The organism is Chitinophaga sp., from assembly GCF_039596155.1.
Taxonomy (GTDB): Bacteria; Bacteroidota; Bacteroidia; order Chitinophagales; family Chitinophagaceae; genus Chitinophaga.
Genome location: NZ_JBCNKF010000001.1, coordinates 105,533 through 121,032, shown reverse-complemented (window position 1 = coordinate 121,032; position 15,500 = coordinate 105,533). Strand labels below are relative to the sequence as shown.

Below are 15,500 nucleotides of genomic sequence, written 5' to 3'. Positions count from 1 at the left end.
CGCATCAATAAAAAAGGGCGTTTATACTGTCTCTGGTTGCTTTCTGCAGGGCATAGAAGTCTACATCGTAAGCGGACTTGTAGTAGTTCACTACCATCGCTTCCTTCATTCGGAGGGCGGCAACAGCCTGTGCCTGTGTAGTGCCATTGTCGCTGGTCTTGTTCTTCACACTGTTTACGATCCTGTCGAATCCTTCTTTTCCTTCTATCAGCATGGTCGCGATCATCTCAACAAAGTCTTCATTCTCGCTGCTCATGGCATATGCTGTAACGAAACCATCCTGATGCGCGTCGGCATCATAGATATTGTTCCAGTTAGCCGTATAAAGCCCGACACTGATCTTTTTGAATTCCGTTGGATACATAATATTCTGGTGCAGGATATGCCCGAATTCATGCTCTATTACATGAAAGATCTGCTTCACATTGGCAGTATCACTTTTCTGATAGCCATCCATTCCCTTGGTACGGAATTCATTCAGCAGGTACATCACTACTTTACGGCCACCTTCGGCAGTACCCAGGGTGATGGTACCGTTGTCATTCCAGCTGGCGCTACCGGAGAGAATAAAAAATTTGGGAGAATACTTTTTGAAGAAAAGTTCTCCGGCATATCTGATATAATTATCTATCCAAACCTTCATAATTGCCTGCATGGCAGGGATCACCACCTCCTCTTTAGGAGGTACCAGTGTTTTGGTCACATCAAATTCAAACTGGTCCCATTTGTATTTCACTTCTATGTTGTAGGGAACGGTGAGGCTGTCATGCAGCCATTTGTCCAGAGAATCCTCGACCCAGGTGTCGCCACCCAGGCCGGGGATGTCTTGCACACCACTTAGATCATCGTTTTCTTTCGAGCAGGCTGCCAGTGTGATCACCAGCAGGAAGAAAAAGAATGCGTTTAACGGTTTCATATATATGCGAAATATTTTTGGTTGTTATCTGGGATTTAAGGCGAGTCCTGATGTCTGGGCAGACAATGGCAATTGCAATACACGCCGGTTGTCGTCGGCAGCGACGGTTGTCTTATTGCCGGAAACATCGTAGTGAGTCACTGTGATACCATATCGTTGCAGATCGAACCAGCGATGGCCTTCCTGTATAAACTCAGCTCTCTTAAAGCCGAGGATGGTATTCAGCAAAGCGTTCTTACTGTTTGAAGTGCTATAGTAAGTCTGTGCCTTGGCAATTGTCACGGCATGACGGGTAGCATCGTAGTTAACGATACGTTTGCTGGCAAACAGGTTCAGGTCAGCCAACACATCATTTGTATTACCTAAATAAAGATTCGCTTCTGCCCTGTTGAACAGTACCTCTTCTGTAGTGAACAGCGGCACCATCACATAAGGGTCGCCAATGGTCGCGTTCACGGATGCTTTTACGAAGTACTCTGTCAGCTTGGGTACAAAGTAGTCGCGGGTACCATAGTAGTACAGTGGATAAGAAAAAGCGCCACCGGTTACGTTATCACCAAGTACAACCTGTTCAATATTATAGTCCATACCGAAACGGTACTGTGCTACATACCGGCCATATACTGATTGTGTTTCCACGAGCAGCAGGTTACATTTTTCAGTAGCTCTTGCATACGTTTCCCACAGCATGGAAGGCGTCAATGTTCTGTAGGTGGTATTCCAGGGGCGCATGTAACTGGCCAGGTCATTATTTGGAAAAGTTTTGTTAGCAAACTCCACCACCTTTGCATAATCTTTTTTAAACAGGTAAAACCTGGTAGCAAAGGCATAAGCCGCCGATTTATTGAAGTGGTAATGAGGTACGTTGTATTTTTCGTCGTTGATTAACGGAATACCGGCCAGCAGATCTCTCTCAATGTTATCGTACACACTGGCCACGGTGCCGCGGTTGTATTGTTTGAATACCACCGTCTCTGGTTCCGTTACATAGGGGATACCCGGATCAGTAGCTGCTGTAGCTGCGTTGTAGAATTTAGAAAAGAAGGTCACGAGCATAAAATGTGCATATGCCCGGGCTACCAGCGCCTCTCCTTTCTGCGCCTGATATTGGGTAGTGTCTTTCGCATTTTCACATGCCTTGAGTGCATTGTTACAGGCAGCGATCGCTTTGTAGCATGCTGTCCAGTACCACTCAGGCGAATCTTCTTTGATGTCGTTTACATCATTGAAAAAATATGGATCTTCATTTGTCCTTTCAATCACCCCGGCTCCTTTGTCTGTTACGTTGTCAGACATAGCTTCACTAAACACGATGTAGTTGGCCTGCGGATAGGCAGTGCCTAATAGCTGTGATACCTTTTGCGGTGTATTTAACTCTGTCCAGGTACTATCCGGAGACTGGTCCAGATATTTACTGCAGCTACTCATAGCAAGCAGGCCCAGACTGATCAATGATACCCGTGTAAAATTTTTCATGTTAGTCTTCTTCTTTTTTTAGAGTCCTACTTTTAATGAAAGTGTGAATTGCTTTTGGATAGGTTGTGCTACACCTCCTGTATTGAAGAATTCAGGATCCTGTCCTCTCAGTTTGCTGTCGGAATAAATCAGCCATGGATTGATCGCAGCACCGGTTACCGCCAGATTTGTAAACCCGGTTCTCCTTATTAAGTGCTGTGGCAGCTGATAAGTCAGGGAAACTGTCTTCAATCGGATCATATCGCCTTTGGCCACTCTATCAGTCGAATAGTTATAATTGTTATAAGGATAAGTGCCGTAGATCACCGTCTGCTCCAATGCATCGAGAATAGAAGGTGTTTTTGTCACTTTTTCATCACCTGGCATTACCCAACGGTCATAGAATTCCTTAGGCATTGCATCCAGGTCAGAGTAAGCGGTTTTAAAGGCAGGGTACAACCTGATCTTATTGCCCCACTGATAAGTCACAAACACATTCAGGGATAAATTCTTATAATGGAAAGTATTGGACAGACCACCGTTTGCCGGAGGATCTACCGGTCCCTGGTATACAAGGTGAGAGGTGTTCAGGTCCTGCAGGTATACATCGGCACTTACATCTCCATTCTGATTCAGGAAGCGAGGATAACCATTCTTTGGATCCAGGCCTTCGTATTTGATAGAGAACAGTCCTCTTACGGGATAGCCTTCTTTATTACCACCCTCTGGTACTACCAGGTCAAAGATGGAAGGAATGTTTTTTGCGTTGGTGATCCTGTTGGTATTATAACCGAAGGTGACATTCGCCTTCCAGCCCCAGTCCTTCTTGCGAACAACGTCGCCACCTACCATCACTTCAAGACCTTTTGAATTCATGTCTGCGTAGTTAGCCGCTTTGTACAGTTCACCGCCAATACCGGAAGTCTTGATCAGAGAGATCAGGTCAAAGCTTTTCTTGGTGTATGCATCGATAGTGATGTTGAGGCGCCTGTCGAAGAAGGTACCATCCAGCCCGATATTGGTAGTATACATCTTCTCCCAGGTAAGGTCATCATTCTGGAGGTGCGCAATTTTAATCACAGATTCAACCTCATCGAGGTGACCGCGGTTTGAATTGACTGTCTGGTATACAATATTAGAGTTGGTGGCAGGCCCCATGCTGGCGGTGAGGCCATAGCTTGCGCGCAGCGCGAGGTAATCTACCCATGTTGCTGGTTTCATAAACCCTTCCTTGTCTATATTCCAGCTACCAGATACGCTCCAGGTAGGTAACCAGCGTGCATTTTTCGAACGTCCCAGTTTATTTGATCCATCGTAGCGGGTAGTACCTGTCAGGTTATATTTTTCTTTGAACGCATAGGTTGCAGTAGCATAAAATGCGGCAAAGCGATCATAGTCCTGACTCATGCCATAGTAAGGGAAATTGCTTTCAATCGTTTGTTTCAGGATGCGTGGATCCGTGAATGCCACACCTCCATTTTCATATTGATACCCGTATCCTGTGTTGGAGGAGTTCTGCCTGTCAGCATACTTTACCTGCTGTCCTACCAGTACATTCAGGTTATGCCTGTCTGCCACGTTGAGTGAATAGTTCAGACTGTTGCGGAAATCGTAGTTTACCAGCAGGTCTTCTGTACGGTTGTAAAAACCACCGTAAGGCAATACCACCTGTGGCAATGCGTCGGGATTGTCCGGATCCCGATACAGGAACTTGTTGTTTTCTGCGATGGTAGAGTTGCCATCTGCGCGGTAGGCGTTGGCCATGTTACTGTTTTCAGTGATCATGTGTTCACGTGAAGACTTTACATATCTCAATGCACCGACTACTTCATAGCGAAGATTTTTCGTCAGCTTCCAGGAGAAATCGCCCTGCAGGCGCAGGTCCATCATATTTATTTTGAGGAAGTTGTTATCAACTTCCGTAAGAATGTTGAAGGGAGCAAAGTTTCTTCTGAAGTATTCCCTGTTACCGCTTTCATCAAAAGCTGTCAGCGTACGGCTGGTGTTCAGGGCGTAGCTGAAAGGATTGATGTCAAAGTCACGGTCATATTGCCCTTCTACGGGATTGCTGGTACGGCTCAGTGCACCGGGTGCTTTTTGCTGACGTACGGAGCCTAAGACAGAGAAGCCGGCCATGACCTTATCGGACAACTTATAGTTGTTCCTGAAATTGAGTGTGTACCGGCTTACCCTGTCGGCTACGGTCCAGCCATTATCATGATAATAGCTGGTGGAGAAATAGGACTGAGACTTTTCTGTACCCGAGGAAATACTGAGGGAATGCTCCTGGATAAAGCTGGTGCGGAAAAGGATATCGAACCAGTCAGTATTGGCAGAAGCGTATCTCAGCAGGAATTTCCTTTTGGCCGCCGGGGTATTTTCTAATGGGAAGCCACCGTTTTCGTCAGCATTCAGTCTTTCATACATCTTTCCATAGACTCCGTTATCGGCACGGGAGAGGATATCTGAAGTCAGTGCACCTTTGCGTTCCAGTTCTGCCAGTACAGACATCTGCTGCGCTGAGTTCATGATATTATAATTACCGTAGTTGGGTTTCAGCTGTGTGCTGTAATTACCACTGTATACGATAGACGGTCTGCCTATCTTTCCTTTCTTGGTAGTGATCACCACGACACCATTCATAGCGCGGGCACCATACAAAGCTGTTGCAGCAGCATCTTTCAGAATATCGAAGCTCTCAATATCGTTGGGGTTCAGACCGGCGACAGAAGAGCCCATCAGCGTGGTAGGGTCACCACTCGAGAGCTGATCGTTTGAGATGTTCACCACATCTTCCAGCACGACTCCGTCAACTACCCAAAGGGGTTTGTTGTCACCATTGATAGAGGTAGCACCGCGTACGCGAATCTTAGGCGCAGAGCCGAAAGTGCTGGATACGTTCTGGATAGACACACCGGCTACGCGACCTTCGAGCATACGGCTCACATCGGGCATACCATCTATCTTTGCATCTTCCATTTTAATACGGGTAGCAGCACCAGAAAACTTATTCTTATCAATGTTTTGAAATCCTGTCACCACTACCTCCTGCAGCTTCGTTGTTTTTTCTTTCAGGAGAACGGTCAGCATGTCTCCTTTGAAGTTGGCCATTGAAATCTCCTGAGGTTCATATCCTGTGAGATTGATAACCAGAACGGCATTAGCCGGAATATTTTTCAGCTCGAACACACCTTTATCGTTGGTAGTAGTCCCCCTGGTTGTCCCTTTAATCAATACTGCTACACCGGGCAGTGGTTCATTGTTTGCGGTGAGTACCACGCCTTTAATGTCCTGTGTGCGGAGGGCCACGGTATGGCCGGTACTGGTCACGCTTGAGTTAATTTTCTTTTCAGCCTGCCGGATGATAATACGATCATACAGTACAGTATACGACAGTGAATAAGGTTTTAATAATCTATTGAGAAGCGTTCCTACTTTTTCATTATGAGCATTCACATCGACTTTGTCGATGGCAGTGACAGAGTTGCCGGCGTATATAAATGATACGTCAGCGAGATTCCCGATCTTGTCCAATGCTTCTTTCAGCAACACGTCTTTTAACTCAAGGGATATTTTCTTTTCAAGTGCATCCTGTATACCAAAACCGGCAGCGTGCATAGATAGCAGTGACGCCAACACGGTTAGTTGAAGGAATAGGGTCGCCTTTTTAAGCATTGGTCATAAATTGTTTTGTACGTTTCAGGAAATAGAAAGCCCGTTCCGGCTTTTGGTAAAGCCAGGGCAATAGCGCACCTGCTGCGGTGCAGTACATAATTGTTACATGGATTAACCGATTTTCGAAATGGTTATCCGGACGGCGTGCGTTTAGATTTCGTCATGTTTTTGCGATTCATTTTGGTTGTTGCAATGTTTGCTTTTTTTCACATTAAAATGGCTAACCTCGGTTGGGTTTCACAGCGATCACAATAGGCCGATTGTAATCATACAGTACAGGGTCAGGATGCCTGCCTGCAGCGGGGGTTACATACAACACCCGGCAAGGCAAACCTTCACAGTACAAAAATGTTAATCCTATCCTCTCATAAGGTTGTCTCGGTTAACTGTTTGTGTCTCTTTTTCCAATTTCTTTTTCTACTGGCAGCTACCTCCACTGATGGTGAATCCGTTTCCGGTGCTATCTTTATTGATCCTGGCGTTCAACGATAAAGCTATTACGTTTAGGGCTTTCTCCGGTTCATCAATAGTATTGAAGTCACCATAAAAGGCGCAATGCTGTAAGCGTTTGGCTACTGTAACATTAATATTGTAATACCTTTGCAGGTCGTTTACCACTTTGATTAACTCTGTGCCGTCATATGTGAATCGGCCCTGTTGCTTCTGTAAATAAAATCTCGCATCATCAGAAGCATCAGACATTTGCAGTTGGTCGGTAGTTTTGTTGTATACGGCCCTTTTATTGGCGGTGAGGATCACTTCCTGACCATCTTTACGATTTCCATCTATAGCCTGTACCTGTACCATTCCTGTCAAAACCACTACTTTTGCTTCCCGGGAATCCCGGGCTTCTATATTAAAAGAAGTACCCAATACCCGTGTGTTTATTAACGGTGACGCCACGATGAAAGGGTGTGCATTGTCGTGCTGAACATCAAACAGCGCCTCTCCTGACAATGCTACTTCGCGCCCCGTTTTACCATAATCTCCTTTATACTTTAATGAAGACCCTGGCTCCATAAATACCTTCGATCCATCTGGCAACGTCACTTGCTTTCGTTGCTCCCCTGATAATACAATCAATTCTTTTACCGGCGGATGTGCTAACCTGTAGTATCCTATTCCTGCCGCCACTACCAGCATGGCTGCTGCAGCCACTTTCCACCATAGTCTTCTCACTATAGTTTGTGGCTTTGCTGTGATGCGCTGATGGATATTTCTCAATATCCTCTCAGAGTCCTCCCTGGCCAGTATCGGCTCGGCGGTAATCAGGTCCGCATTGTATTCCTCCGCGGCAAACTCCTGTAATTCCGTAAGATCTTTTTCATCCAAATATTGCAGTAACCACGCTCTGTCTTCCTGTGTCCAGTTTCTATTATGCAACAGATGTTTGAAGTATTCCTTCCTGTTCTGCACTATTTTGATTGCTTATTTACATTAAATACGGGGAGGTGGTATATGTGGGGGGGTAGTTTTTTAAAAAATTTCACATATTCTTAATACTAATATATTGGGTAAAAAGAATTGTGAAAAGATACATTTGTAAATTGCAGAAATTACGGTGCATTTTATGCAGGTATATACGAAAAAAAAGGCCCTCCTGTTAGGAAGGGCCTGATCAAGGATAGTCTAAAGATAAACCTAGTCGTGATAATTCAGGAATAGGAGGAATAATACTATGTATTTATGTTCTTTGTTTTTTTGAATATATTCATTTAATCTGGCCATTGCTATAGACAGATGTTCCTTCACCGTATTCCGGGAAATCTGCATCTCTGCCGCTACTTCATCATAAGTCTTTCCTTCCAGTTTACACATGGTTACAATTTTCCTCTTTTTAGGAGATAGTTGTGCAATTGCCTCTTCAAGCAACTGATACTGCTCTTCATAGACATTTTTATTATCCAGCCCAAAATCCTCGTCCGGATTAATATTATATAGCTCCTTGTGAATGGTTTGCTCACGGAGCTTGCGCCTTACATAATCTACAGATAAATTGAAGCTGATTACAAACAACCATCCGGCCACCGATTGGGTAGCATTAATTTCTTTTCGCTTTTCCCACAGTTTTGTAAATACCTCCTGGAGAAGATCTTCAGTTCCAATAGGTTCCTTTACAAACTTGAAAATGTTACGATACACTGCCTGGTGATATTTCCAGTACAGCGAATCAAAAGCACTAACATCGCCCTGTTGTAACAATACTACTAACTCGGCATCTTGTGTATTCATATCACGACATTTATATAATCTGTATTTGTTTAATACAAATTATATGGCTGTTTAAATGGGTCCGGGTTTCAGTACAATGGCTCCATCAATCCGACAGATAAAATAGTAACATTTCTTTTTATTGTGCACTATTTTATAATAAAAAATTAAATTAAAACTATTTGGAATGTATTTACCCTTGTAATATTGATGCAAAGTAATGTACGTATTAAAAAGCAAAACCACCAGTTAACAATGTAACCGGTGGTTTTGCTTTTGGCAGGGTTTGCTCATCACAACGCAGCCGCGCTGCAACTGCATCTGATGCCTTTTTTACTTAGTTATTAATGATCAATATTTTACAATCTTTCTTGTTTCAGTTTCCACACCGTTGAACACTCTTACAAGATAAACTCCCGGAGCTACCCCCGAGAAATCAACCTTATCGCCGCTTACAATACGTTTTGGTGCCAGGATAGTCTTACCATCCAGCGTATAAATGCTTACATACAGATAGCCGTCCCTGGTAGGTGCTTTTACCTGTACTTCGTTAGCGGTTGGGTTAGGCGTTACTGTGAGTGATGTAGAAAGTTTACGCTCTTCCGTTATTTCATCCTGTACTTTCTCTGCCGATGCAGCAGGTGTAGCTGTAGTACGGGCTGCGGAAGCGGTGGAAGCGCGAACTACCAGAGAAGTTGTCCAGTCGTTCAGGTTCACAGTGCTACCGTCAGACAGGCCTACTGATACCAGGCAGGACCAGTCGCCCCTGAACAGGTAAGCGTCGCCGGTAAAGTTGATATCCTTATATAGGATCACTTCATAACCGCTTGCAATCTTCATGGAAGAAATATCATCATTCACAGCACCCAACGCTACCAGATCTGACAGGTTATAACTACCTACCCCCAGCGTGATCGCATAGCCGCCGTAGTTACAATCCTTATAGATAGTAGCCGCTGCAGCAGACGGTGATGCAATAGTACCGGTGATCTTATAACTACCCAATGACCCGTAGTTGGAATAACCGGTTGTCAGGGGATCCAGGTAACCCGTACCGGTAATGGATACATAATAGGTACCCGCTGGCAGTGTTGCAGTCAGGGTAGCCGGCAAACCTGCCGGATTGCCCGTAGCCATCACGGTTCCACTGCTATTGTACAGTGTAGCCAGGATGTCAAGGTCTGGCTGACGGGTAGGTGTCGCAATGTTCAGAGCGAGGTTACCACCACCAGTCGTGAATTTGAAGAAATCCAGGTCACCGGTCCGCTCAATTACGCCGCTTGTATTTACCGCACCTGATGTGTTTATATTCAGTGTAGCTGCAGTAGCAATTGTGCCACCATAATCATCTGCTCTGTAACCGATACCATAAGTAGCGCTGGAGATCTTAGCCAGGTCATCTTCGGTGTTGTTTGCATATTGGTACTCACCCTTACTCCACTGGCAAACCGGTACATAGTAACCGGCTCCCATGATAGGTGCCCAGGTTCCATTACCCAGGTAATAACCTTCAGAAGGACTGGTACGGCCATCATGCCCCAGCCCGAATGTATGGCCTATTTCGTGGGAAGCGGCATCACCCGCACCTTTTACGCCACCGTTAAATACCCAGCAGGGCGTTTCATTACCCCAGTTGAAAGAACCAACATAAGCTACCCCACCACTCCCCGGAGCGGCGGTGTTGGTAGGTGTGAAGATGCAACGCATTCTTTTTTTGACAGGATATGAATTGTACACGGCCTCGTCGTTCGTGATATTCAGTTGGAATGGACGATAGTCTTCACTTACCAGCTCCCATACTTCCAGCTGTTCAGCCTCGCTCAGGTTAGCAGCTGCTGCGGTGATGGTGACCCCATTGTTCCAGTAAGAACTGGTTACAACCTGGCCATCGAAATCCAGCAGGACCACACCATTTGCGTTTGGCAGACTTTGTAGTGAACCTAGTGCAGCTACACTGCTGGTAGCAGGAGTAGATGCCGCCTTTGCATTGCCCTGAGGGGCAGGCGCCGGTGTGTAGTCCACACAAAGTACTGAATCTAATGGTACCTGTTTCACATAGGCAGTACCGTTTTCAGTATAGTATTTATAACTGGTCCTGGTTTTACGAAGGATCACAAAACCACGTACATCGTCGTTTTTCACCTCCAGGTAGAAAGAAGAACCTGGTACACCATCAATTTCACCAGCTACGAATTCTTCCGTTTTATTGTCTGTACGACGGGCATTCACTTTACCGGTCAATACAGTATTAGGGCCTACTTTTAATTCTGCAGCGCTGGTCAGGCGTGCATTAGAAGATTTTGCCTGTGCCCTGATATCGTCGCGGAGCCCGGCAGGTGAACCTAACCGATAAGGTTGTTGTTGCCCGAAAGCAAGTGCCGCCGACATCATCAGCATGGTTGCGCCAGATAGGAATTTTACAATTGTGCTCATAAGGGTTTACGTTGATAGATTAAAACAAATGCTCTTTTACAATTTTGTAATCTTGAACCAGTTCAGATTCCAGCCGCCTGATTGGGCGTAGATACCGAAGTTGTAAGTACCGGCATTAATGGTAACCGTATGGGAAACCGTTGTCCAGTTTTGCCAGCCGCCTGTAGATGGAATATCCAGGTACCCCAGGATAGTAGCACCTGCATTGAGGTCAAGAGAGAGCCGTCCACCACCACTCTGGGAAGCTACACGGTACTCAATTTTGTAAGTACCGGTCGTAGGAATGGTAATGCTGTTGTAAGCCATCCAGTCACCCGTGTCGATGTAACCTACGTTGGAACCACCACCGGTATCAGTAGTTGTTTCTGTTTGAACACCTGACATTGAGCTGTAAGATTCTGCTTCTACCTGTCTGGTAAATGTACTGGTACCACCACCATTTTGATATACTCTTACGTAGTCCACATACATCTTAGCAGGAAATGCAGCGTTGTTGATGTTGAAACCTGGCCAGTTACCGCCAACAGCGAAGTTCAGGATGATGAAGAATGACTTCTGGAATTCTTCTGTACTGCCCACATTGTTAGCGATATTGATTTCATTGTATTGCGCCCCGTCTACAAACCACCTGATATAGGTAGGCGTCCATTCGATGGAGTAAACGTGGTAACCGGTCACGGATACAGGTGTGCTACTGCCGTAAGAGGCATGCCCACCGTCTGTACCTACCCAATGTACGGTACCATGTACATCAGCGTCTGTGTTGACGTGTTCCATAATATCAATCTCACCGCAGGCAGGCCAGCCTACAGAACCGATATTGTCGCCCAGCATCCAGAATGCAGGCCATGAACCAGAAAAAGAGGGTATTGCGATACGGGCTTCAATTTTACCGTATGTCCAGGATTTTTTGCCCTGAGTCTTCATGCGGGTGGAAGTATAACTGGCACCGCCGAAGCTCTCGTTCTTTGCGGTGATCACCAGCTGGCCATTCTCGATACTGGCATTCTCTGCCCGGTAGTATTCCAGCTCGTTATTGCCCCAGCCGCCGGCACCTGTCTCGAATACCCAGTCAGGACCAATGCTGCTGGTGAACTCATCGGCCCATACCAGTTGCCAGTTTTGTGCCCTGGCTGCGCTACCTGCCAGCGCTAACACGGCGGTTAACAATAGAGGGAATTTCAAGGATCGAATCATAATTGAGGGTTTTGGTTTTAAATGGTTAATAAAAAATCGATATGGTATATCTCATGCCTTATTGTTTTACAAACTTCTGCGTGATTCGCTTTTCACCTTTTGTATAGATCAACAGATAGGTGCCCGCAGGTAAGCCTGATACTGCGATCTGCTGTACCCCACTCTTTACATTTAATACCTGCTTGCCATTCAGGTCGTAAACAGTGAGGTAACCGCCTGGTTGGGTCCATTCTCCTCTCAGGTGCAGATCGCTTGCTACAGGATTAGGGTATATAATCACACTGTTCTGCTCTTTATCAGCAGGGGGTACTGTTGTAGCTGTTCCAGCTAATTTTGCTGATGAAGATATTTTTGTAATCCTTATCCAGTTCAGGTTCCAGCCACCTGCCTGTGCATAAATGCCCAGGGCATAGGTACCTGCTGTTACACTCACTGTATGAGAAATGGTTGTCCACGTCTGCCAGCCACCTGTTGATGGCACATCCAGGTAGCCCAATACAGTTGCTCCTGCATTCAGATCGAGGGACAGCCGTCCACCGCCACTTTGTGAAGCGACGCGGTATTCCACCTTATATGTTCCTGTAGATGGGAAGTTGATACCCGCATAAGCCATCCAGTCACCGGTATCAATATACCCTACGTTCTGACCGCCACCGGCATCAGTTGTTGATTCTGTCTGTACACCTGACATGGAACTATAGCTTTCTGCCTGAATGGTGGTAGGCGTTCCCCCGGTTCCACCCTGCAATACGCTCAGTTCTGTGTTGATGGCAGACAGCAGCGAATAGGTACCGGTGGCATCACCTGATAGTTCCCAGATCATGATACCTCCACCTGAATTGTAAGCCAGGTCAGTCTTTGCCTTGATCGTATTGATACCATTGTAGCCTACACCACTGTAAGTATCGCTATATGGATCAGCGCCCCTGGCTATCAGTGCAGCATAGGTTTCCCAGCTGGGACGGCCATAGAATGGTACTCCCAGGATGGCCTTGCCCGCAGCAAGGCCCCTGCCCTTCCAATAGTTAATAGCCTGTGATGCATAAGAATAAGTGGAGTGATCATAGTTATTGTAATCGTAGGCCATGATATTCAGGAAGTCGACCTGTGCAAATACACTACTAAGAATGCTTTCTCCACCTGTACCTACTACGGCAGCAGTAAGCAGCTTACCCTGATTATGCAGTGCAGTGGACAACTGTGTCATAAGTGACACATAGTTATTGGCAGACGCACCGGCATCAGGGTATTCCCAATCGATATCCACACCATCCAATCCATACTGGCTCACGAAACTGAGCAGGTTATTAACGAACGTAGTACGATAACCACTGTTGGCTGCGAGAGATTCAAAGCCGCTATCATCACCATTGTTCCATCCACCTACCGCAATCAGTACTTTCTTTCCGTTTGCATGTGCCAGGGAAACAAGGCTGGAGAGTTTGGAAGAATTTTCAATGGCCTGTAAACCGCCGGTAGCCGTTGGAAGCAGAAAAGCATAGTTGATATGTGTAAGCTTGCTATACTGAATAGCATTCACACTACCAGACCATGAAGGCATGTATCCCACTACTTTGAACTGCGAGAATGCCTGAGAAGAAGAGATAAGGGTTGCAATGCCAAGGAATGCAGCCCTTATCCATTTGCTAGTTTGCATATGGTTTATTTTGAGGGAGTGAAAAAATTAATACTTGATGAACTGCCGGGTAGTACGATTGCCTTCTTTCGTTACAACCAGGGTATACATTCCTGGTGTCAACCGGGAAATATTTATTGTATTGGAATTTGGTTTAAAGCCCATTATCTGCTGACCGGAAATATTATACACCTGTATCAGCGAACCAGTCAGGTCTATATTGGCTTTCAATGTCTGTTGGGCAGGGTTTGGATAAATGGTAAAACCTGCCGCTTCTTTTGGGGCAGCCATTCTTGCTGTAGCGGTAGACACAGGTGTAATGCTCCACCAGTTCAGGTTCCAACCGCCGGACTGGGCATAGATCCCCAAAGCATATGTACCTGCTGCGATACTAACAGTTTGTGATACCGTCTGCCAGTTTTGCCAGCCACCTGTTACCGGTACTGTCTGATATCCCAGTATCGTACTGCCGCCGTTCAGGTCCAGCGATAACTGACCACCTGTTGATTCACTGGCCACCCGGTAATCGATGCGGTAAGTACCGGCAACAGGAATATTAATATTTGAATACGCCAGCCAATCGCCGGTATCTATATATCCTACATTCAAACCACCATCTGTATCCGTGGTGCTTTCAGTCTGAACGCCGGACATAGAACTGTAGTTTTCTGCCTGAATGGTGGTACTAGCTGCTGAAGTAGTAGCAGATACTTTGAGCGAACTGATGATATCATTAAAACTGTTATTCACCAGGCAGGAATTATTTGTATTTACCAGCAGCGAGCTACCCCCATAATTGTCGTTTGCATACACCGTGGTCTGGTAACCGCTGCTGACCTGTATAGAAGAAATATCATCATTCAGTATTCCGTGCGACAACAGTTGAGCCAGCGTGTAATTACCTGTTGGCAAACTTATACCCAGCCCACTATAATTACAATCTTTGTAAAAAGTAGCTGCAGCTGTATTCTTGTTGCCGCCACCAAACACATTGTTTACGGCAGATGCATAACCGGCTGTTGAACTGGAATTGTCGATGTCATCATATAACCAGATGAACCCACCCCCCAGTTTACTGCTACAACTGTTCTTCCATCCGTTCAGGGTACTTGTTACCTGAGCAGTAGATTTCTCTGCATCCCACAGACCAGCATAAATGGGGATAGCGCCAAAGTTCCAGCTGCTACTACAGGGATTGTTGGAAGCCCCGCCTGAATAACATTGAAGGTCTACCCGGGTAACGGTGCCGGCTAACTGATTATTCGTATTTGTAGCTACGCTGGTCCAGTAGCCGGAATTCATATAAGGCACCAATGTTACCTTGTAACCGAGGTTGCCCAACATCACGGCCAGTGCGGTTGAAGAACTCACGTCATACGTACTTTCATCATCAAATGCAATGGCATCTACGGCAGGAATGGCATTCTTCAATGCCTGGAAATTCCTGTACAGTATACTGGTACTACCTGTGCCCTGTGCAGCAATCAGGTTTTTAATGTTTGTAAAGGTAGCAGAGCCCCATGCGCTGATACAAAACTCAACCCTGTTGATAGTAGTCGGCGCGGATTTCAACAGGGCAATATCATTTGCAAAATCAGGATAGGTACTGGCACCTATATAAGCTCCATTTTGCACTAACGGGAATTCAGCATTAAAATTAAAATTGCCGCTCGCATCAATGTGGATGGTCCATACTACAACATATGTAAAGCCTGAATTTTTGAGTTCACTGATGGAGTAGCTTCTGTTTTTATATACAGGTCCACCAGCATAAATACCTGATTGGGCTAAGAGCGCAGCAGGTCCCAGTAGCGCGATAAGCAGCAGTACGATACAGTTCTTGGCATTCATAACGAATGATTTTAGCCTGTTAACAAATGAGAATTAACGTGGAAGAAAACGGAAGATTAAATTGGTAGGAGTGTAAAAATTCAAATCATGCAAGTTCAATTTTAAAAGGGTGAATAAGGCCGCATC

9 protein-coding genes are annotated in these 15,500 nt (G+C 45.7%); all 9 read right to left on the bottom strand.

The features are described from left to right. Window positions 1-4: 4 nt before the first annotated feature. Window positions 5-916, bottom strand: a complete 912-nt coding sequence (locus ABDW33_RS00430) for a putative zinc-binding metallopeptidase (RefSeq protein ID WP_343688088.1) — start codon at window positions 914-916, stop codon at window positions 5-7. 24 nt (window positions 917-940) lie between these two features. Beyond that, window positions 941-2,392: a RagB/SusD family nutrient uptake outer membrane protein gene (locus tag ABDW33_RS00425; RefSeq protein WP_343688087.1), complete on the bottom strand. Its 1,452-nt coding sequence runs from the start codon at window positions 2,390-2,392 to the stop codon at window positions 941-943. 18 nt (window positions 2,393-2,410) lie between these two features. After that, window positions 2,411-6,046: a SusC/RagA family TonB-linked outer membrane protein gene (locus ABDW33_RS00420; protein ID WP_343688086.1), complete on the bottom strand. Its 3,636-nt coding sequence runs from the start codon at window positions 6,044-6,046 to the stop codon at window positions 2,411-2,413. Between the two features lie 417 nt (window positions 6,047-6,463). Beyond that, a complete protein-coding gene (locus ABDW33_RS00415; protein WP_343688085.1) occupies window positions 6,464-7,462 on the bottom strand; it encodes a FecR domain-containing protein in 999 nt (332 codons plus the stop codon). 225 nt (window positions 7,463-7,687) lie between these two features. Further along, complete coding sequence (locus tag ABDW33_RS00410) at window positions 7,688-8,278, bottom strand: sigma-70 family RNA polymerase sigma factor (RefSeq protein WP_343688084.1); 591 nt, start codon at window positions 8,276-8,278, stop codon at window positions 7,688-7,690. A 330-nt stretch (window positions 8,279-8,608) separates the two neighbouring features. Further along, window positions 8,609-10,690, bottom strand: coding sequence for a T9SS type A sorting domain-containing protein (locus ABDW33_RS00405; RefSeq protein WP_343688083.1), 2,082 nt, complete (start codon window positions 10,688-10,690; stop codon window positions 8,609-8,611). Between the two features lie 36 nt (window positions 10,691-10,726). Next, the gene (locus tag ABDW33_RS00400) at window positions 10,727-11,887 is read right to left on the bottom strand and encodes a carbohydrate-binding protein (RefSeq protein WP_343688082.1); all 1,161 of its coding nucleotides are present in this window, start codon (window positions 11,885-11,887) and stop codon (window positions 10,727-10,729) included. A gap of 58 nt (window positions 11,888-11,945) precedes the next feature. Then, window positions 11,946-13,544: a glycosyl hydrolase family 18 protein gene (locus ABDW33_RS00395; protein ID WP_343688081.1), complete on the bottom strand. Its 1,599-nt coding sequence runs from the start codon at window positions 13,542-13,544 to the stop codon at window positions 11,946-11,948. A 27-nt stretch (window positions 13,545-13,571) separates the two neighbouring features. Further along, the gene (locus tag ABDW33_RS00390) at window positions 13,572-15,374 is read right to left on the bottom strand and encodes a carbohydrate-binding protein (RefSeq protein ID WP_343688080.1); all 1,803 of its coding nucleotides are present in this window, start codon (window positions 15,372-15,374) and stop codon (window positions 13,572-13,574) included. Window positions 15,375-15,500 lie beyond the last annotated feature (126 nt).

Bases quoted from the DNA above. Each gene is read 5' to 3' on its own strand.
- ABDW33_RS00430 (WP_343688088.1), bottom strand. From the start codon at position 916: ATGAAACCGTTAAACGCATTCTTTTTCTTCCTGCTGGTGATCACACTG.
- ABDW33_RS00425 (WP_343688087.1), bottom strand. From the start codon at position 2,392: ATGAAAAATTTTACACGGGTATCATTGATCAGTCTGGGCCTGCTTGCT.
- ABDW33_RS00420 (WP_343688086.1), bottom strand. From the start codon at position 6,046: ATGCTTAAAAAGGCGACCCTATTCCTTCAACTAACCGTGTTGGCGTCA.
- ABDW33_RS00410 (WP_343688084.1), bottom strand. From the start codon at position 8,278: ATGAATACACAAGATGCCGAGTTAGTAGTATTGTTACAACAGGGCGAT.
- ABDW33_RS00405 (WP_343688083.1), bottom strand. From the start codon at position 10,690: ATGAGCACAATTGTAAAATTCCTATCTGGCGCAACCATGCTGATGATG.
- ABDW33_RS00400 (WP_343688082.1), bottom strand. From the start codon at position 11,887: ATGATTCGATCCTTGAAATTCCCTCTATTGTTAACCGCCGTGTTAGCG.
- ABDW33_RS00395 (WP_343688081.1), bottom strand. From the start codon at position 13,544: ATGCAAACTAGCAAATGGATAAGGGCTGCATTCCTTGGCATTGCAACC.
- ABDW33_RS00390 (WP_343688080.1), bottom strand. From the start codon at position 15,374: ATGAATGCCAAGAACTGTATCGTACTGCTGCTTATCGCGCTACTGGGA.